The sequence below is a fragment of the Lysobacter spongiicola DSM 21749 genome (genome assembly GCF_900167055.1).
Classification (GTDB): Bacteria; Pseudomonadota; Gammaproteobacteria; order Xanthomonadales; family Xanthomonadaceae; genus Novilysobacter; species Novilysobacter spongiicola.
In genome coordinates this window covers 1-18,234 of sequence record NZ_FUXP01000002.1, presented here as the reverse complement: position 1 = coordinate 18,234, position 18,234 = coordinate 1, and the positions used below count along the sequence as shown (strand labels likewise).

At 67.1% G+C, this 18,234-nt stretch carries 18 protein-coding genes; 12 read left to right on the top strand and 6 right to left on the bottom strand.

The window, feature by feature from the left end:
• The first annotated feature begins 268 nt into the window (after positions 1-268).
• On the top strand, positions 269-742 hold the full coding sequence (locus B5D37_RS04290) for a hypothetical protein (RefSeq protein WP_143814142.1): 474 nt from the start codon (positions 269-271) through the stop codon (positions 740-742).
• Positions 743-802: 60 nt separating this feature from the next.
• Here B5D37_RS04290 and B5D37_RS04285 read toward each other — a convergent pair whose 3' ends face one another.
• From B5D37_RS04285 to yidD, 3 genes are read right to left on the bottom strand one after another with little or no spacing between them, the layout of a single operon-like run.
• Complete coding sequence (locus B5D37_RS04285) at positions 803-1,669, bottom strand: M23 family metallopeptidase (RefSeq protein WP_425478034.1); 867 nt, start codon at positions 1,667-1,669, stop codon at positions 803-805.
• A gap of 2 nt (positions 1,670-1,671) precedes the next feature.
• Positions 1,672-3,024 (bottom strand): dihydroorotase, encoded by a 1,353-nt coding sequence (locus B5D37_RS04280; protein WP_078757499.1) that lies wholly within the window; start codon positions 3,022-3,024, stop codon positions 1,672-1,674.
• Between the two features lie 21 nt (positions 3,025-3,045).
• Entirely contained in the window at positions 3,046-3,267 is a 222-nt protein-coding gene (yidD, locus tag B5D37_RS04275) for a membrane protein insertion efficiency factor YidD (RefSeq protein ID WP_234987707.1), read from the bottom strand.
• A gap of 146 nt (positions 3,268-3,413) precedes the next feature.
• Between yidD and dksA the strand changes: the two genes are divergently transcribed.
• Entirely contained in the window at positions 3,414-4,514 is a 1,101-nt protein-coding gene (gene dksA, locus B5D37_RS04270) for an RNA polymerase-binding protein DksA (RefSeq protein ID WP_078757497.1), read from the top strand.
• Positions 4,515-4,580: 66 nt separating this feature from the next.
• Here the strand turns inward: dksA and B5D37_RS04265 are convergent, their stop codons facing one another.
• Together B5D37_RS04265 and cysS are read right to left on the bottom strand one after the other, a co-directional pair.
• Positions 4,581-5,021 carry a SufE family protein gene (locus tag B5D37_RS04265; RefSeq protein WP_078757496.1) on the bottom strand — a complete coding sequence of 147 codons (441 nt, stop codon included), beginning with the start codon at positions 5,019-5,021 and terminating at the stop codon, positions 4,581-4,583.
• Positions 5,022-5,038: 17 nt separating this feature from the next.
• Complete coding sequence (cysS, locus tag B5D37_RS04260; RefSeq protein WP_078757495.1) at positions 5,039-6,406, bottom strand: cysteine--tRNA ligase; 1,368 nt, start codon at positions 6,404-6,406, stop codon at positions 5,039-5,041.
• Positions 6,407-6,529: 123 nt separating this feature from the next.
• On the opposite strand from cysS, the gene B5D37_RS04255 reads away from it, so the two are divergent.
• The 9 genes from B5D37_RS04255 (at position 6,530) to B5D37_RS04215 (ending at position 17,316) form a co-directional block, all read left to right on the top strand.
• Positions 6,530-6,970 carry a hypothetical protein gene (locus tag B5D37_RS04255; protein WP_078757494.1) on the top strand — a complete coding sequence of 147 codons (441 nt, stop codon included), beginning with the start codon at positions 6,530-6,532 and terminating at the stop codon, positions 6,968-6,970.
• 264 nt (positions 6,971-7,234) lie between these two features.
• The gene (locus B5D37_RS04250; protein ID WP_078757493.1) at positions 7,235-8,260 is read left to right on the top strand and encodes an N-acetylornithine carbamoyltransferase; all 1,026 of its coding nucleotides are present in this window, start codon (positions 7,235-7,237) and stop codon (positions 8,258-8,260) included.
• 43 nt (positions 8,261-8,303) lie between these two features.
• Complete coding sequence (locus tag B5D37_RS04245; protein ID WP_078757492.1) at positions 8,304-9,497, top strand: argininosuccinate synthase; 1,194 nt, start codon at positions 8,304-8,306, stop codon at positions 9,495-9,497.
• Positions 9,498-9,630: 133 nt separating this feature from the next.
• Complete coding sequence (locus tag B5D37_RS04240) at positions 9,631-10,722, top strand: acetylornithine deacetylase (protein WP_078757491.1); 1,092 nt, start codon at positions 9,631-9,633, stop codon at positions 10,720-10,722.
• A gap of 96 nt (positions 10,723-10,818) precedes the next feature.
• Positions 10,819-12,183 carry an acetylglutamate kinase gene (locus B5D37_RS04235; RefSeq protein ID WP_078757490.1) on the top strand — a complete coding sequence of 455 codons (1,365 nt, stop codon included), beginning with the start codon at positions 10,819-10,821 and terminating at the stop codon, positions 12,181-12,183.
• The gene (gene argC, locus B5D37_RS04230; RefSeq protein WP_078757489.1) at positions 12,180-13,133 is read left to right on the top strand and encodes an N-acetyl-gamma-glutamyl-phosphate reductase; all 954 of its coding nucleotides are present in this window, start codon (positions 12,180-12,182) and stop codon (positions 13,131-13,133) included. The genes B5D37_RS04235 and argC overlap by 4 nt, the downstream gene beginning before the upstream one ends.
• A gap of 124 nt (positions 13,134-13,257) precedes the next feature.
• Positions 13,258-14,547 carry an argininosuccinate lyase gene (locus B5D37_RS04225; RefSeq protein WP_078757488.1) on the top strand — a complete coding sequence of 430 codons (1,290 nt, stop codon included), beginning with the start codon at positions 13,258-13,260 and terminating at the stop codon, positions 14,545-14,547.
• 304 nt (positions 14,548-14,851) lie between these two features.
• On the top strand, positions 14,852-16,030 hold the full coding sequence (gene proB / locus B5D37_RS04220; protein ID WP_078757487.1) for a glutamate 5-kinase: 1,179 nt from the start codon (positions 14,852-14,854) through the stop codon (positions 16,028-16,030).
• Positions 16,027-17,316: a glutamate-5-semialdehyde dehydrogenase gene (locus B5D37_RS04215; RefSeq protein WP_078757486.1), complete on the top strand. Its 1,290-nt coding sequence runs from the start codon at positions 16,027-16,029 to the stop codon at positions 17,314-17,316. The genes proB and B5D37_RS04215 overlap by 4 nt, the downstream gene beginning before the upstream one ends.
• A 1-nt stretch (position 17,317) precedes the next feature.
• Here the strand turns inward: B5D37_RS04215 and B5D37_RS04210 are convergent, their stop codons facing one another.
• A complete protein-coding gene (locus B5D37_RS04210) occupies positions 17,318-17,974 on the bottom strand; it encodes a GGDEF domain-containing protein (RefSeq protein WP_078757485.1) in 657 nt (218 codons plus the stop codon).
• Between the two features lie 17 nt (positions 17,975-17,991).
• Between B5D37_RS04210 and B5D37_RS04205 the strand changes: the two genes are divergently transcribed.
• The coding region (locus tag B5D37_RS04205) for a leucine zipper domain-containing protein (protein ID WP_143814141.1) at positions 17,992-18,234 on the top strand (243 nt) is incomplete at its 3' end.

Here is an 18,234-nt window from a genome sequence, read left to right as displayed (position 1 = left end):
CATTCGTATTAGGGCGAGGGCAAGTTACGAACTCGCTGCGATCCTTGAACGCAGCGCCGTCAGTCGCGAGGAAATCCGGGAGTTATTTGCTGGCTATGGTTAACTAGCAGCCATGGTTCAGCATGCGCGCAGGGATATTCCTGCAATTGCGGTCACCGCGCTCTTGGCCGTGGGAAGTGCCTCACCAGCCTCGTCCGACCTTGACGACCTGACCCGGGGCGCTCCACGCCAGCGGGGGCCTTGCGCGCTGGCTCATGCGGACAGTCGGGTGGAAATCCGTTCTGGTGAAGGGGAGTCGGTCAGCGTTTGCCGTGCAGACGGAGCGGGCGACTGCCTCCATTCGCGTGCCCTCGGCAAAACCTTCCTGCACGCTCGCCCCGACTTGAACATGGATGGGCGCAATGACTTCCTGATAAAGGACGTCTCGGGCGTTTATGGGATGCACGAAGTCGTACATTTCATGGGGTTCGTCGACTGCCCGGGGAATTTTGGAGTCAAGGTCATGGATGACTTCTTTACCGATCTGGATGCGAGCGGACCGCTCCGCGGTGAGGAGTGGCGCGAGATAACAGCTACCCGGGCGTGCTTCGATGAGCACCTTGGGGAAGCTGTCACCCGCGAGTACACGGTCCGCTTCGATCGGGCTCGATCCAGCTATGGGGCGCCCGATGGAAATCCGGCACTGGCCGAATTCTGCAGTGCGAGCGAGCTGGCCATGCCGATCCAGCCGCAGGCCGAATAGAAGGTCAGGGCGCAAGCCAAGCCTGTCGTGACGGCTTGGTTTGCGCAATGCGAGGCGAACTCAGCTACCACGCTCCAACACCAGCAACGGGTCGATCCTCACCGTCAGCCAGTTCATCCCCCAGTGCAGGTGCGGACCAGTGGCGCGGCCGGTAGCGCCGACGGCACCGATCACGTCGCCCTGCCGCACCTCGTCGCCGACCTGCACATCCATCCGGGACAGGTGGAGGAAGTTGGAACTTACGCCGTGGCCGTGGTCGAGCAGGATGGTCCCGCCGGTCAGGTAGAGGTCGCCAGCGAAGGTCACGACACCCGATGCTGGCGCTTTCACCGGCGTCCCCGATGCCGCTGCGATGTCCATGCCCGAGTGGGCCGAGCCGGGGGTGCCGTTGTAGATGCGCTGGTTGCCGAAGCGACCGCTGATGCGCCCCTCGACCGGCCAGATGAAGCGTTCGGCGAAGCCGGTGCGCGGGTCGTCGCGTTCGCGCGCGGCGGTGACGAGGGCCTGTTCACGCGCGATGCGCTTGGCGATTGCCGGGGGCGGTTTGACGGTCTTGCCCGGGACGCCGTTGACCCGTTCGACCGGGAAGTCCCTCGGCTGCACCGCAATGGAGATCTCGTCCGCGACACCGTCCGGACGGGTGACGGAGACCTGCACCGGCCCCTCCTGGTCGCGCGCCACGCCGAAAGCGACGCTGCCGTAACCGGTCACGCGCAGCCGGCGCCCATCGTGCGTGACGGAGCTGCCGGGCGGCACCTTGCCGATCACCAGGGCACCTTGCTGCACCGACAAGGGGAACACGACCCGCGTGTCCATGTCCGTACCGATAGCGGTAGCGGCAGCTTCGGGCGTGGAGGTCTGGGCTGCGGCCGACGCTGTCACCGGGGCGACGGTGGTGGCTGCGAGCAGGGCCGCGAAGATCGCCAGCCTCAACGGTCGAACTCCATCCGCTGGCCACCCGGGGTGCCCACGAGCCGGCTGCCGTCCCAGGCCTGTACGCCGTTGACCCAGGTGGAGGCGATCCTGCTGTGGAAGGTGCGCCCCTCGAACGGCGACCAGCCGCATTTGGACAGCACGTCCTCGCGGCGGACCGTCAGCGGCACGTCGTCGATGAGTACCAGGTCGGCGGCGTAGCCTTCGCGCAGGAAGCCGCGGTTCCTGACGTCGAACAGCTGGGCCGGGGCGTGCGCGAACTTCTGTACCACCTGCGCCGTCGTCAGGTGGCCTTCGTGCACCAGCTCCAGCGCGGCGGGCAGGGCGTACTGCACCAGCGGCAGACCACTGGGGGCGCGCGTGTAGGGGTTCTGCTTCTCTTCCAGCAGGTGCGGGGCATGGTCCGTGGCGAGTACGTCGATGACGTCCGTCGCCACCGCCCGCACCAGCGCCTCGCGGTCGGAAGCGTCCTTGATGGCGGGGTTGCACTTGATCAGGTGGCCCAGCGCGGCGTAGTCGGAGCGGTCCAAGCGGAGGAAGTGGATGCAGGTCTCGGCGGTGATGCGCTTGCGGCTGCCATCCGGGCGGATGAGCGGCCCGGCCTCGAACAGCGCCAGCTCGTCGGCCGTGGAGATGTGCAGCACGTGGAGCCGCGTCCCGTGCTCCTTGGCGAGGGAAATAGCCAGCAGCGTCGACTTCATGCAGGCCTCGCGCGAGCGGATGTCGGGGTGGCACTCCGCCGGGATGTCATCGCCATAGCGCGCCTTGTAGCGGGCGCTTTCGGCCTCGATCATCGGCGTGTCTTCGCAGTGGGTGATGACCGGCGTAGGTGCATCGCGGAAGACGGCGGCGAGGATCTCCGGATCGTCGACCAGCATGTTGCCGGTCGACGCGCCCATGAACACCTTCACCCCCGGTGCGCTGCGCGGATCAAGCCGCTGGATGGCTTCCAGGTTGGAGGTGCTGGTTCCCATGTAGAAGCCGTGGTTGCCCCAGACGCGGCCGAGCGCGCGGCGGTACTTGTCCTCCAATGCATCGGCGTCAAGCGTCGGTGGGCTGGTGTTGGGCATATCCATGAAGCTGGTGATGCCCCCGGCCACGGCGGCGCCGGACTCCACCGCCATGTCCGCCTTGTACTCCATGCCCGGTTCGCGGAAGTGGACCTGGTCGTCGATCATCCCCGGCAGCAGGCGACGTCCGGCAGCATCGACAACGGTTTCGTTGTCCTTCGCCGCGAGTCCTTTTTCGATGCGGGTGATCAGGCCGCCTTCAATGCGCAAGTCGGCTTCGAACTCGCGGCCTTCATTGACCAGCCGGGCGTTGACGATGAGGGTCGCGGGAGAAGTCATGGGGATCCTTGTTGGCGTGTGTCAGTCCACCGGGGGCACTGGATCGTGGCCGCCAGGGTGCAGGGGATGGCACCGCAGGATACGCCGCAGCGCCAGCCAGCTGCCCTTGAAGGCGCCGAATCGCGCGATCGCCTGCATCGCGTAGACCGAGCAGGTCGGGTGGAACCGGCAGCGCGGCCCGAGCAGCGGGCTGATCCAGCGCTTGTAACCGCGCAGCAACGCTATGAGCAGGCGGTCGATCACTGTTTCTTGATACCGGTAGGCACCATGATGGAGCTCGGTTCCGGAGGGGCGCGTCCGGGGATCCGGTGGCGCGGTTGCCGCGGGTGCCGGGGCAGGGTATAACAGCGCGCTTTCCCGTCACAAGGGAATAAAAGGACGAGGCGCTCGTGGCATTGAAGAAAACCGCGAAAAAGGCCGCCAAGGCCATCAAGAAGACTGTCAATGCGGCCGCGAAGAAAGTCGCGTCCAAAAAGACGGTCCCGAAGAAGGCTGCCGCCAAGCCGCCTGCCCGCAAGCCCGCCGCGAAGAAGACGCCTGCCAGGAAGGCCGCACCTGCGAAGAAGGCTGTACCTGCCCGCAAGCAGGTACCCACCAAGCCGGTCGGCAAGAAGGTGGCTGCGTCGAAGAAGGCCGCACCTGCCCGGAAGGCTCCGGAAAAGAAACCAGCAACGAAAAAGGCTGCAGTGACGAAGGTTCCATCTTCCAAGAAGACGATCAAGAAGACGACGGGCAAGAATGCGCCTGCCGGAAAGTCGAAGGCGGCTTCACCCGCCAGGAAGGCCAACACCGCTACTGTTGGCAAATCGCCAGGCAAGGCCGCCAAGGCTGCCGGGAAACCGGCAACGAGCAGCAAGCCGGAGAAGAAACCCGTCGCCAGCACCAGGGCGACTGCCAATCCATCCCCCACCAAGGCTGCCAAGGCACCGGCTTCCAGCAAGCCCGCCGCCAAGCCTGCTTCGGCACCGGTGAAGCGTCCCGTCGGCAAGGTTGCCGTCGCGGTCGCCGCCAAGCCGCAAGCCCCCGCACCCAGAGGTAAAGTCAAAGTCGTGCAGTACCAAACAGAAAAAGGCAGTGGTCGACCCATTGTCCCGCGCGGCTACAAGCCGAGCGCGGAAGAGGAATACATGAGCCCGCTGCAACTGGAGTACTTCCGCCAGCGCCTGTTGCAGTGGCGAGCGGACCTGGTCGAGGAATCGAAGCAGACCATCGAGAACCTCAAGGACGAAGTACGCGATGTCGGTGACGAGGCCGAGCGCGCCACGCGCGAGACCGAGAACTCGCTGGAGCTGCGTACGCGTGATCGCTACCGGAAGCTGATCAGCAAGATCGACAGCACCCTCAAGCGCGTCGACTCGGGTGACTACGGTTTCTGCGTGGATACCGGCGAGGAGATTGGCCTGGATCGCCTGGAGGCGCGTCTTACCGCCGAGCGCACCATCGATGCGCAGGAGCGTTGGGAGCACCTGCAGAAGCAGATGGGCGACTGATCCATCCAGCCCGAGCCCTGGTCGCAGGGCCGTGTTCGAAAAAAGCCCGCTCGATGCGGGCTTTTTTCATGCCTGGATCTGTTGGCGCGCGTGCTGCTGGATGAACCCGAGCAGCGCGGCCAGGCCGTTGCTGCGAGTGGGCGACAGGTGCTTGGCAAGGCCGATGTCGGCGATGTACTCGGCGTCGGTCGCGGCGATCTCGGCGGCGCTCCGGCCCGAATACACGCGCAGCGCGAGATAGACAAGGCCGGAGACGATCGCGGAGTCGCTGATGGCGTGGAAGTCCAGCCGCTCGGCATCGCCCCGCGGCACGATCCAGACCAGGGACTGGCACCCGTGAAGCCGATGCTCCTCGGTCTTCCACTCTTCGGGGAACTCCGGCAGCTTGCGTCCAAGGTCGATCAGGTACTGGTAGCGCTCGGACCAGTCGCTGAAGAACGCGAACTCCTCGCGGATTGCCGCCTGGGCCTCGGCAGCGGTGGGTTCCAGCGGGAAAGGGGACGCCATGGTCGGGTGCTCCTGTGTCATTGTCGGCGCCAGCGCACGCCGGCAGGCGTGTCCTCCAGCAGGATGCCCTCGCTGGCGAGCTGGTCACGTATCTCATCGGCGCGTTTGAAGTCCCGGTTCTTCTTTGCCAGGTTGCGCTCGTCCACGAGGGCCTGGATCCGGCTGTCGTCGCTGTTGTCGGCGCCGCGCGCGAACCAGTCCGCCGGTGCCTGTTGCAGGAGACCCAGCGCACGTCCTGCTCCGAGCAGCTCGCCTTTCAGGCGCTTCCGCTCTGCCGGGTCCTCGGCCTTGCGCGCCTCTGCGGCAATCCGCGCGATCTCGGCCAGCGCCTGGGGGGTGTTGAGGTCGTCGTCCAGGATCGTTTCGATGCTGGCGGGAATCTGAGTCGTCGCCTCCACGTCCGAGAGATCCCGCAAGGTGCCATACAGCCGGTCGAGCGTACGCACCGACTGTTCGACCAGCGCATCCGACCAGTCCAGGGGCTGGCGGTAGTGGGCCGAGAGCAACGCGTGGCGCAGCGCCTCCGGCGGGTGGGCCCGGACCAGGTCGTGGACCTTCTCGATGTTTCCCAGCGACTTCGACATCTTTGCCCCACCGAAGTTGAGCATGCCGTTGTGCAGCCACCACCGGGCGAACGTCCGGCCCCCATGGGCGCACTCGCTCTGGGCGATCTCGTTCTCGTGGTGGGGGAACTGCAGGTCGGCGCCGCCGGCATGGATGTCGATGGTCTCGCCCAGGTGCGCGGCGGCCATCGCCGAGCACTCGATGTGCCACCCGGGGCGGCCGCGACCCCAGGGGGAGTCCCAACCCGGCAGGTCGTCGCTCGAGGGCTTCCAGAGCACGAAGTCGCCCGGATCGCGCTTGTAGGGCGCGACCTCGACGCGGGCACCCGCCAGCATGTCGTCCGGATCGCGTCGCGACAGCTTCCCGTATCCGTCGAAGCTCGCCACCGAGAACAGCACGTGGCCTTCCGCCGCATAGGCGTGGCCGGCGGCGATCAGGCGCTCGATCATCGAGACGATCTGCGGGATGTGCGCGGTCGCCTCGGGTTCCAGGTCGGGTGGAGCCACTCCAAGCGCGGCCATGTCTTCCCGGTAGGCGGCCGCGAAACGGTCGGTGATGTCGGAGATCGGCACACCGAGCTCCTTCGCCGCGGCGTTGATCTTGTCATCCACGTCGGTGATGTTCCGCGCATAGGCCAGGGCCCCGTGGCGCCTGCGCAGCAGGTCAGCCAGGACGCCGAACACGACGGGCCCGCGCGCGTTGCCGATGTGCACGTAGTTGTAGACGGTCGGGCCGCACACATACATCGTCGGCCGCGCCGGGTCGGCGGGCGCGAACGGTTCGACCCGCCGGGTCAGGCTGTTGTAGAGATGCAGGCTCATTGGAATTGCGCGATGGTTTTCGCCATTCTAACGGGGCCCGGGGGGCAGCAGGGTCGGGGTTCAGCCCCTATTGCCCGCCGGCGCATACACTTGCATGGATCCCGTTCCGAGCCTGCCTATCCGATGAGTCGCTGCTGCCTGCCAATCCTGCTGCTGTGCACGCTCATGGCGGCGCCGGTTTGGGCTCAGGAGACAACGGTGATCCAGGCGGAGAACGTTCGTTTCGCCTACGCCCAGGTCCTGCGCGTGACTCCGGTCTACCAGACGCTGACCGCCTCGGCGGTGGAGCAGCGCTGCGAGTCCGCCACGCCGGAAGAGGATGGCTCCAAGCTCTCGCGTGTAGTCGGCGCGGTGAAGGGTGCTTTCAGCCGCGAAGAGGAGCCGGAGCCGGCCGACTGCGTACCGGTGACGGTCGAGCGGGAGTTCCGGCGTCCCATCGCCTACGACGTCGACTACGTCTACAAGGGCTCCAAGTACCGGTCCCGGCTCCCGGACGACCCGGGCAACCGGCTCAGGATCCGCATCGGCGTGACCCCGGTGGTGTCCGGCGGCCCGGGCGGCTGAACCATCTTCGTGCCGCGCTTGCCGTAGGGCAGCGGGCGTGCGAGCATCCTCCCGCAATGACCCAGCTCCGTGCCGACGCCGACATCTTGACCTCCGCCTACATGGCGGCGGGAATGACCTCGCGTGCCCGCCGACCGGTGCCTTCCACCCCGGCTGGGTAGCCGCACGCACGCCTGAGCACAGGCGCAGCAGATGAAAGCCCAGCTCCCGCGCTGGGCTTTTTTGTTTCCGGGCCCCGCGACCCTCCCGCTCACGGATCCCGCAATGACCATCAGGCACTTCCTCAACACCCAGGACTGGTCCCGTCCCGACCTCGATGCGCTCCTCGCGCAGGCCCACGTCTTCAAGCGCGAACGCCTGGGCGACCAACTGCGTGGCAAGTCCATCGCGCTGGTGTTCTTCAACCCGTCGATGCGCACCCGCACCAGCTTCGAGCTGGGTGCCTTCCACCTCGGTGGACATGCGGTGGTACTGCAGCCGGGTAAGGACGCGTGGCCGATCGAGTTCGACCTGGGCACCGTGATGGATGGCGAGGCGGAGGAGCACGTCGCCGAGGTGGCGCGGGTGCTCGGACGCTACGTCGACCTGATCGGCGTGCGGGCGTTCCCGAAATTCGTCGACTGGTCGGTCGATCGAGAGGACCGGGTCCTGCGCAGCTTCGCGCGCTATTCGCCGGTGCCGGTGATCAACATGGAAACCATCACCCACCCCTGCCAGGAGCTGGCCCACGTGATGGCCCTGCAGGAGCATTTCGGTAACCCCGGTGCGCCGGCCACGGACCTGCGCGGGCGCAAGTTCGTGCTGACCTGGACCTACCACCCCAAGCCGCTCAACACCGCCGTGGCCAATTCCGCGTTGACCATCGCAACGCGCATGGGCATGGACGTGACGTTGCTATGCCCGACGCCGGAGTACGTGCTCGACCGCCGCTACATGGAGTGGGCCGAGCGCAACGCCGGGGAGAGTGGTGGCTCGCTGCGGGTCAGCCATGACATCGAGGGCAGCTATGCCGGAGCGGACGTCGTCTACGCCAAGAGCTGGGGTGCGCTGCCGTACTTCGGCAATTGGGCGCCGGAGAAGCCCATCCGCGACCGTTACCGCCACTTCATCGTCGACGAGCAGAAGATGGCCCTGACCAACGATGCCGTCTTCAGCCATTGCCTGCCACTGCGCCGCAACGTCAAGGCCACCGATGCGGTGATGGATTCGCCGCGCTGCATCGCCATCGAAGAAGCCGAAAACCGCCTGCATGTACAGAAGGCGATCATGGCCACGCTGGCCGGCTCCTGATCCCGAACCCCCTTCCATCAACCTGACCTGCGACCCACCCATCATGAGCAAAGACATCGTCCTCGCCTTTTCCGGCGGCCTCGACACCAGCTTCTGCGTGCCATACCTGGCCGAGCGCGGCTGGAATGTCCACACGGTTTTTGCCGACACCGGCGGGGTCGACGCAGAGGAGCGCGGATTCATCGAAGCGCGGGCCGCGGAACTGGGCGTCGCCTCCCACCGGACCGTCGACGGCGGCCCCGCCATCTGGTCGGGCTTCGTCAAGCCGTTCGTCTGGGCAGGGGAGGGGTACCAGGGCCAGTATCCGCTGCTGGTCTCCGACCGATACCTGATCGTCGAAGCCGCGCTTGCGCGTTGCGAGGAGCTGGGCACGCGTGCCATCGCGCACGGCTGCACGGGGATGGGCAATGACCAGGTGCGGTTCGACCTGGCGGTGAAGGCACTGGGCAACTACGAGATCATCGCCCCGATCCGCGAGATCCAGAAGGAACATACCGAGGTACGGGCCTACGAGCAGGCGTACCTCGAGCAGCGTGGCTTCGGCGTGCGTGCCAAGCAGAAGGCCTACACGATCAACGAGAACCTGCTCGGACTCACCATGTCCGGTGGCGAGATCGACCGCTGGGAGGCGCCCGGCGAAGGCGCGGCAGGCTGGTGCAAACCGCGCTCGGAGTGGCCGGAGCAGCCGCTGCGGGTGTCCATCGGGTTCCGCAACGGCGAGGCGGTATCGCTGGACGGGGAGGAGATGCCGGGCCACCTGATGCTGGCGCGCCTCAATACATTGTTCGCTGACTATGGGGTCGGCCGCGGCCTGTATACCGGTGACACCACCATCGGCCTGAAGGGCAGGATCATCTATGAAGCGCCGGGGCTTGCCGCCCTGCTGAGCGCCCACCGCGCGCTGGAAGAGGCGGTGCTGAGCAAGCAGCAGAACCGATTCAAGCCGGAGGTGGCGCGCAAGTGGGTGGAGCTGGTCTATGAAGGCTTCTTTCACGATCCGCTCAAGGCCGATCTCGAGGCTTTCCTGGCGTCCAGCCAATCGACCGTCAACGGTGAAGTGGTGCTCGAGACCCATGGTGGCGTGGTCAACGCGGTGGCGGTGAAGTCGCCGCACCTGCTGCAGGCCAGGGGCGCGACCTACGCACAGGCGGCAGACTGGGGCGTGGCCGAGGCGGAAGGCTTCATCAAGCTGTTCGGCATGAGCAGCACACTGTGGGCCGAGGTCAACCGCAACTAGCCCGGCTCCGATCGCTCCCTGTAGGAGCGGCTTCAGCCGCGATCGGATAGCCGGTCGCACGCGCCGATTCCCGTATCGCGGCTGAAGCCGCTCCTACAGAGGCCGTCCTCCATTGGTGCAACAGGATCTTTCAATGCTCCGCGACATCCTCCGCCACCTCGAAGCCCTCGTATCGTTCGATACCCGCAACCCGCCGCGCCGGATCGGTACGGGTGGGATATTCGATTACCTGCGCGCGCAGTTGCCCGGTTTCCGCGTCGACGTCACCGACCACGGCGATGGCGCCGTGTCGATGCTCGCGGTGCGCGGACGGCCGCGCCGGGTCTTCAACGTGCACCTGGATACGGTGCCGTCGTCTCCGGCGTGGTCAGCCGAACCCCACCAGCTTCGCGTCGACCGCGATCGCGCGATCGGGTTGGGCGCGTGCGACATCAAGGGTGCCGCTGCAGGGCTGTTGGCCGCGGCTGCGATCACCGATGGCGACGCAGCTTTCCTGTTCACCACCGATGAGGAAGCCAACGATGCCCGTTGCATCGCCGCCTTCCTCGGCGCCGGGCATGGCTTCTGCGAGGCCATCGTCGCCGAGCCGACGGGCTGCGAGGCCGTCCTGGCACACCGCGGCATCAGCTCGGTGCAGATGCACTTCCGCGGCAGCGCCGGCCACGCCTCCGGTGCCAACGCACTCGATGCCAGCGCACTGCACCATGCCATGCGCTGGGGCAGCCGTGCCCTGGACCTGGTGGAGTCGGAATCGCACCAGCGCTTCGGCGGGCTGACCGGGCTGCGCTTCAACATCGGGCGGGTGGACGGTGGCATCAAGGCCAACATGATCGCGCCGGCCGCGGAGTTGCGCTTCGGCTTCCGGCCGCTGCCGTCGATGTCGATCGACGAGTTGCACGCGCGCTTCGGTGCACTGGTGGAGGCGGGTGCCGTGGAGCGATACCAGGAGACCTTCCGCGGGCCGCCACTTCCCAGCGGTGATACCGCCACGGCCGAAGACCGGAGGCTGGAAGCGAGGGACCTGGCCGAAGCGCTCGGGCTGCCGATCGGCAACGCGGTCGACTTCTGGACCGAGGCCTCGCTGTTCTCGGCGGGCGGCATGACGGCGATCGTCTACGGCCCCGGCGACATCGCCCAGGCGCATACGGCGGACGAGTGGGTGGCCCTGGAGCAATTGCAGCGCTACGGCGAATCCGTCACCCGAATCCTTTCAGGGGCCCTGTAGGAGCGGCTTCAGCCGCGACCCGAACCCTCATTGCCTGCGCCACTTCCAGATCGCGGCTGAAGCCGCTCCTACAACAGCACGACCCACGAAGCCCCAATGACCATTCCCCCGACCGCGCACGACATCCAGACCCGGCAGACCATCGTGCGGTTGCTGTCCAGCATGGCCAGCGCCAAGGAGATCAGCCAGTACCTCAAGCGCTTTTCCCAGCTCGACGCGGCGCGCTTCGCCGTGGTCAAGGTCGGAGGCGCGGTGCTGCGCGATGACCTGGATGCGTTGACCTCTTCGCTGGCCTTCCTCCAGGACGTGGGGCTCACCCCGATCGTCATCCACGGCGCGGGTCCGCAACTGGACGAGGAGCTGGCCGCGGCCGGTATCGACAAGCAACTCGTCGGCGGGCTGCGCGTCACCTCGCCGGAGGCCCTGGCCGTGGTGCGGCGGGTATTCCATGCGCAGAACCTGCGGCTGGTGGAGGCCCTGCAGCGCAGCGACGCGCGCGCGACCTCGATCGTTTCGGGCGTGTTCGAGGCGGAGTACCTGGACCGCGACACCTACGGCCTTGTCGGGCGCGTGGCCCGGGTCGACCTGGCGCCGATCCAGGCCAGCCTGCAGGCCGGCTCCATCCCCGTCATCGCCAGCCTCGGCGAAACCACCGGCGGCCAGATCCTCAACATCAACGCCGACTTCGCCGCCAACGAACTGGTGCAGGTGCTGCAGCCCTACAAGATCGTGTTCCTCACCGGCACCGGCGGGTTGCTGGACGGGCAGGGCAGGCTGATCGACTCGATCAACCTGACCACCGAGTACGAAGCACTGATGGCGCAGCCCTGGGTCAATGGCGGCATGCGGGTCAAGATCGAGCAGATCAAGCAGTTGCTCGACCGGCTGCCATTCTCGTCGTCGGTGTCGATCACGCGTCCGGCGGAACTGGCAAAGGAGCTGTTCACGCACAAGGGTTCCGGCACGCTGGTGCGGCGCGGCGAACGGGTGGTGGAGGCGACGGAATGGGACGAGCTGGACCTGCCGCGGCTGCGGACGCTGGTGGAATCCGCGTTCGGCCGGCGGCTGGTGCCGGACTACTTCGAACGCACGCGCCTGCACCGGGCGTATGTCAGCGAGCACTACCGCGCGGCGGTGATCCTGGTCGAAAGCGAAGCCGGAGGCGAGACTTATCTCGACAAGTTCGCGGTGCTCGACGATGCCCAGGGCGAAGGCCTCGGTCGCGCGGTGTGGCAGGTGATGCGCGACCAGAACCCGCGCGTGTTCTGGCGCTCGCGCCACGGTAACCCCGTCAACGCGTTCTACTACGCCGAATCCGATGGGCACTTCAAGCAGGAGCACTGGAACGTGTTCTGGTGCGGGATCCGCGAGCCCGGCGAACTTGCCCGCTGCGTCGCCCATTGCCGGGAGCGCGCGCCCACGTTGCTGGAGCCGCTGGAACGTGCACGGGAGGCATCATGACCACCAGCCCAATCTCGATCGGCATTGTGGGCGCGCGTGGGTACGTGGGGTCGGAACTGATCCGGCTGATCGCGGCGCACCCCCGGTTCGATCTCGCGTTCGTGTCCTCGCGCGAGCTCGAAGGGGAGCGCGTCGCCGATCATCAGCCGGCTTGGCAAGGCGATCTGCGATACAGCGCGCCGGAGCATGGCGAGCTGCCGGCATTCGGCGCCGAGGCCGTGGTGCTCGCGTTGCCGAATGGGAAGGCAGCGCTGTGCGTGAGTGCCTTCGATGAGCAGGGCGCGACGCCGGTCATCATCGACCTGTCGGCCGACTACCGGTTCGATGCTGGCTGGTACTACGGGCTGCCGGAGCTGACCCGCGGCGACTATTCCGGTCAGCGGCGCATCAGCAACCCCGGCTGTTACGCCACCGCGATGCAACTTGCGCTCGCCCCCATGCTGGACGTGTTGCAGGCGCCTGCGCAGTGCTTCGGCGTCTCCGGCTATTCGGGCGCCGGCACGAGTCCGTCGGACCGCAACGATCCGGAGCTGTTGCGCAACAACCTGATGCCGTATGCGCTCTCGGGGCATGTGCATGAGCGCGAGGTATCGGCAAGGCTTGGCCGTCCGGTCGAGTTCATGCCCCACGTTGCGCCGCACTTTCGCGGCCTCACCATCACCGCGAACCTGCACCTCGCGCGCCGGTTCGATCGCGAAGAAGTGGCCGCTCGCTACCGGGAGCGCTATGCGGATGAGCCGATGGTTCGCCTACTTGACGAGGCGCCGTGGGTCAGCGCGATCGCTGGTCGCCACCACGTGGAGATCGGCGGCTTCACCCTGTCCGCCGACGGACAACGGCTGGTCGTGGTGGCGACGCTGGACAACCTGCTCAAAGGTGCCGCCACGCAGGCGCTGCAGAATCTCAACCTCGCCTTCGGCCTGCCGGAGCTGACCGGCATCCCGCATTGAACCCCAACCATGCCGTTGTAGGAGCGGCTTCAGCCGCGATCGGATACAGCTCCGCGCGCGCCAGCTTCAAGATCGCGGCTGAAGCCGCTCCTACAAAACGCCCAAATCCCCAGAGGAACCCGCGATGAGCGACCTGCTATGGCAAAAACCCGGCGTCCGCGTCGATGAGCGGATCCAGCGCTTCTGTGCGGGCGACGACGTCATCCTGGATCGCGAGTTCTTCCTGTTCGACATCCAGGCCAGCATCGCCCATGCGGAGGGCCTGCAGCAGATCGACATCCTTGCCCGGGACGAGCTGGAGGCGATCAAGCGCGAGCTCGCGGTGCTGGCGGACGACTTCAGCAGCGGTCGCTTCGTGCTCGACGCCACCTATGAAGATGGCCACTCCGCGATCGAGGCGCGACTGGTCGAACGCCTGGGTGATGCCGGGCGTCGCATCCATACCGGGCGCAGTCGCAATGACCAGGTGCTGGTCGCCACCCGGCTGTGGCTGAAGCACCGGCTGGCGCGCCTTGCCAAGCTCTGCACCGAGAGCGCGGCCGTGGCGCTGGAGCGCGCGGGCGTGGAGGCGATGTTGCCGCTGCCCGGTTACACGCACATGCAGCGTGCGGTGGTGTCGTCGGCCGGCATGTGGTGGACGGCGTGGGCGGAAGGCTTCATCGACAACGCCGAGCGGGCGCGGCAGACGCTGTCCTGGGTGGACGCGAACCCGCTCGGCACGGCGGCGGGTTACGGCGTGAACCTGCCGCTGGCGCGCGAATACACCACGCAGGCCCTGGGCTTCGGCCGGACCCAGGTGTCCGCCACGTACGCGCAGCTGTCGCGTGGCAAGTTTGAACTTGCTGCCATCGACGCGCTGGCCAGTGCGGTGCTCGACCTGCGACGGCTGGCATGGGACCTGAGCCTGTTCACCAGTGCGGAGTTCGGGTTCGTGCGGCTGCCGGCGGAATACACCACCGGCAGTTCGATCATGCCCAACAAGCGCAACCCGGATGTCATCGAGCTCATGCGCGCGAGCTATGCCAGCGTGGCCGCGGGCCGTGCGGAAATCGAGCAGTTGCTGTCGCTGCCATCCGGCTACCACCGCGACCTGCAGTTCTCCAAGGGCGCGATCTTCCATGCGTTCGGCCGTGGCCTGGCGGCCTTGGAGTTGCTGCCGGACCTGCTTCGCAACCTCGAGTGGATTCCGGATGCGATGCATGGCGCACTGGAACCTTCGATGTACGCGACCGACCTGGCGGTCGACATGGCGCGCGCGGGCATGCCGTTCCGAGAGGCCTACCGCCAGGCCGCCGATCCCGCCAGGTGGCAGCAGGGCGACCCGGCACGAAGCCTTGCCGAACGCGTGTCGCCGGGCGCCGCGGGCGACCTCGGGCTGGATGAACTGCGTCGCCGACTCGCGCTCGTGAACTGAAACGCGAGCGTCGTTTCCAGAGTGACCTGAATGGGGCGGTGGCTGCTATTGCCCCGAGCTGTTAAACTCGCGCCCCTACCGATTACAGCTTCCGGCGTTGGTGAACGTAACGCCGCTGTCCCGCATTGCGCCTTTCCGTCCAGGAAATTGACAGGCGCGTGCCGCGGGTGCCCTTCGGGTGCTTCGCCATTGCAGCTTCCTCGTTCCCGTCGCCGCCTGGCCCGCTGGTGTTACAGCGGACCGAGTCGCGCCCGTGTGACGCGCCGCCGGAATCCGGTCTTTTCCGAGGAGGAACTTCCAGCCGATGACTTCGCCATTTCCCGAACAGAAGATGCCGCCGTGGAGGCGGGCCGTGCTCAAGGTGGGCAGCAGCCTGCTCACCGATGGCAAGGGTGGGTTGGGCAAGCGCAACGCAGCCGCACTCGCCGGCCTGATTGCACGCCTGCGTGACCAGGGACGCGAGGTGCTGCTGGTGTCTTCCGGGGCGGTCGCCGCGGGCCGTGGCCTGTTGGCGGGCTCGGGGGCGGAACTGGCACAGCGGCAGGCCTTGGCGGCGCTGGGCCAGACGCCGATGCTGGCGCTCTGGCAGGGGCTGGTGGAACAACCGGTGGCGCAGGTCCTGTTGAGCCACGATGACCTGCGCAACCGCAGGCGCTACCTCAACGCACAGGCGACCCTCCGCGAGTTGCTGCGCATCGGTGCGCTGCCGATCGTCAACGAGAACGACACCGTCGCCGTTGACGAGCTGAAGCTCGGCGACAACGACAACCTCGCCGCGGTGGTCGCCACGCTGGTGGGTGCCGACATCCTGCTGATCGCGACCGACACCGCCGGCCTCTATACCGGCCATCCCGGCAACGACCCGGACGCCCGGCCGGTGCCCCGCATCGAGGAGATCACCCCCGAGATCATGCAGATGGCCCAAGGTGGCGCCGGCCTGCTCGGCACCGGCGGTATGTATACAAAGCTGGAAGCCGCCACCAAGACCGCGGCCGCCGGCATCGACGCCGCGTTGTTCTGTGGCCACCACGCCGACACGATTTCGGCGCTCGCCGAGGACCGCCTGTTCGGCACCTTCATCCCCGCCCATGGCGATCGCCTGGTGGCCCGCAAGATGTGGTTGCGCCACACGCCGCCGAGCGGCGGCATCGTTCGCGTCGATGAAGGTGCGGCCCAGGCCATCGCCGACCGCGGCGCTTCGCTGCTGCCGGGTGGCGTCGTGGCCGTGGAGGGCGACTTCAACCGCGATGCAATGGTCGACGTGATGCCGGCCGAAGGCTACCAGCGCCTCGCACGCGGGCTGGTGCAGTACCAGGCCTCCGACCTGCAACGCATCGCGGGCCTGCACAGCAGCGAAATAGAAACCGTACTCGGCTTCCACAACGGGGAGTCCGTCATCCGACGCGAGGACATGGTGCTCCTCAACGCCGCCGTCGGTACCGCACCCGATGACCTTGAAGCCCTTCTGGAGAACCAGCAATGACCGGATACGTCCGCACACTCGCCGAGCGCGCCCGCTCGGCAGCACAGGCCATAGCGGCCCTCGACGGCGAAGGCCGACTCGCGCTCCTGAACGCCATGGCCGATTCGGTCGAGGCGGGCAGCCAGGACATCCTCAAGGCGAATGCCGTCGACATGGATCGCGCGAAAGCCGCGGGTACCACGGGCGCCATGCTCGACCGCCTGCGCCTGGATGAGCAGCGCGTGGCAGGCATCGTCACCGCCATCCGCGAGGTCGCCGGGCTTCCCGACCCGGTGGGCCAGGTGACGCGCAGCGATGTCCGGCCCAATGGCCTGGTGGTGGAGAAGGTGCGTATCCCGCTGGGCCTCATTGCCATGATCTACGAGGCGCGTCCCAACGTCACCGCCGACGCCGCCGCCCTGTGCCTGCGCGCCGGTAATGCGGTGCTCCTGCGCGGCGGCTCCGAGGCGAGGGACAGCAACATGGCCATTGCGGCCTGCCTGCACCGGGCGTTGCGTGACCAGGGGCTGCCGCCCGAGGCGGTGTCGCTGGTGGAGGACACCGCCCGCGAACACGTGCTCGAGCTGCTGCAGCTCAGCGACCTGATCGACCTGGCCATCCCGCGTGGTGGCGAGAAGCTGATCCGTTTCGTGGCGGAGCATGCCCGGGTGCCGGTGATCAAGCACTACAAGGGCGTCTGCCACCTGTACGTGGACAAGGCCGCCGATCCTGCGTTGGCGCTGCGGCTGGCGATCGACGGCAAGCTTTCCCGTCCGGGCGTATGCAACGCGCTGGAGACGATGCTGGTGCACGCCGACATCGCCGACGAATGGCTGCCGGATGCCCTGGCCGAGCTGCAGGCGCGCGGCGCCGAGATCCGTGGTTGCGAGCGGACCCGGGCGCTGTTCCCCGAAGCCGTCGCCGCGACCGACGAGGACTTCGATGCCGAATACCTGGCGCCGATCCTGTCCGTCCGCGTGGTGGATTCGATCGACCAGGCGATCGAGCACATCCATCGCTTCACGTCCGACCACACCGAAGTGATCGTCACCACCGACAAGGCGGCGGCGGAGCGTTTCGTACGGGAGATCCGCAGCTCGGCGGTGATGGTCAACGCCTCTTCGCGATTCAACGATGGCGGGACGCTCGGACTGGGCGCCGAGATCGGCATCTCGACCACCCGCCTGCATGCCTACGGTCCCATGGGCCTGGAGTCGCTGACCATCGAGCGCTATGTGGTGCGGGGCGAGGGGCAGGCGCGGCACGAGGACGTGCCGAAGGTGGAACCCGCAGCTTCGGCGGCCTGACCTACTCGACCACCACGACCCTGTCGCGTCCGGCGGCCTTGGCGGCATACAGGCCCTCGTCCGCCCGACGCAGCAGGCGCGACAGGGAATCGGAAGGGCGGCGCCGGGCGATCCCGGCGCTGACCCGCACGCCGCGTGCGCGCGCTGCAGTGGCGAAGCCCCCGCGGACCGCTTCGGCATAGGTCGAAGCCGTCGGCAACTCGGCCGCCGGCAACAGCACCACGAACTCCTCCCCACCGAACCGCGCCGCAACCGCCCCGTCGGGCAGGTGCTGGCGTATCGCCGTGGCGAGCTGCACGAGGATCCGGTCTCCCACCGCATGCCCGTGGGTGTCGTTGACGCGCTTGAAATGGTCGATGTCGAAGAACACCGCACACAGCGGCCGATCGCGATTGCGGTGGTACTGGAACATCCGGGCGGCCTGGCGGTTCCAGCCGTTACGGTTGAGCAGACCGGTCAGGGTGTCGGTGCGTGCCTGCGCCTGCAGGGCCTCATGGGCGAGCAGCGACTGCACGGCAAAGGCGAAGCGGTAGCGACGCAGCAGCAGGCCCAGTGCCGCGGAAAAAGCGATGACCAGCCAGTAGATCGCTAGCTGTGATCTCTCAGTAGGTTGTTCATCCGGGGTGGTCCCGGAAGACTGGAGGTGCGAATCAGCCACCCCTCCAGGAGCCCCGGATGAACCTGCATAAACATGCCCGCCTTAGCCCTCGCGGTCGAGCCCTGCTCGTGGACCGCATCTTGATTCAGGGCCTGCGCGTGGAAGAAGCCGCACACGCCGCCGGCGTGAGCGTTCGAACAGCGTACAAGTGGCTGAAACGGTTCAAGGAAGAAGGTTCGGGCGGGTTAACCGATCGATCCTCGAGACCGCGGCACTGTCCCCACGCGACAGCGCCACGGATCGTGGATCAGGTGCTGGAG

What these genes read in the sequence shown, in the direction of transcription:
- B5D37_RS04280 (WP_078757499.1), bottom strand. Translation starts at nt 3,024, where the DNA reads ATGACTTCTCCCGCGACCCTCATCGTCAACGCCCGGCTGGTCAATGAA.
- B5D37_RS04265 (WP_078757496.1), bottom strand. Translation starts at nt 5,021, where the DNA reads ATGGCGTCCCCTTTCCCGCTGGAACCCACCGCTGCCGAGGCCCAGGCG.
- cysS (WP_078757495.1), bottom strand. Translation starts at nt 6,406, where the DNA reads ATGAGCCTGCATCTCTACAACAGCCTGACCCGGCGGGTCGAACCGTTC.
- B5D37_RS04255 (WP_078757494.1), top strand. Translation starts at nt 6,530, where the DNA reads ATGAGTCGCTGCTGCCTGCCAATCCTGCTGCTGTGCACGCTCATGGCG.
- B5D37_RS04250 (WP_078757493.1), top strand. Translation starts at nt 7,235, where the DNA reads ATGACCATCAGGCACTTCCTCAACACCCAGGACTGGTCCCGTCCCGAC.
- B5D37_RS04245 (WP_078757492.1), top strand. Translation starts at nt 8,304, where the DNA reads ATGAGCAAAGACATCGTCCTCGCCTTTTCCGGCGGCCTCGACACCAGC.
- B5D37_RS04240 (WP_078757491.1), top strand. Translation starts at nt 9,631, where the DNA reads ATGCTCCGCGACATCCTCCGCCACCTCGAAGCCCTCGTATCGTTCGAT.
- B5D37_RS04235 (WP_078757490.1), top strand. Translation starts at nt 10,819, where the DNA reads ATGACCATTCCCCCGACCGCGCACGACATCCAGACCCGGCAGACCATC.
- argC (WP_078757489.1), top strand. Translation starts at nt 12,180, where the DNA reads ATGACCACCAGCCCAATCTCGATCGGCATTGTGGGCGCGCGTGGGTAC.
- B5D37_RS04225 (WP_078757488.1), top strand. Translation starts at nt 13,258, where the DNA reads ATGAGCGACCTGCTATGGCAAAAACCCGGCGTCCGCGTCGATGAGCGG.
- proB (WP_078757487.1), top strand. Translation starts at nt 14,852, where the DNA reads ATGACTTCGCCATTTCCCGAACAGAAGATGCCGCCGTGGAGGCGGGCC.
- B5D37_RS04215 (WP_078757486.1), top strand. Translation starts at nt 16,027, where the DNA reads ATGACCGGATACGTCCGCACACTCGCCGAGCGCGCCCGCTCGGCAGCA.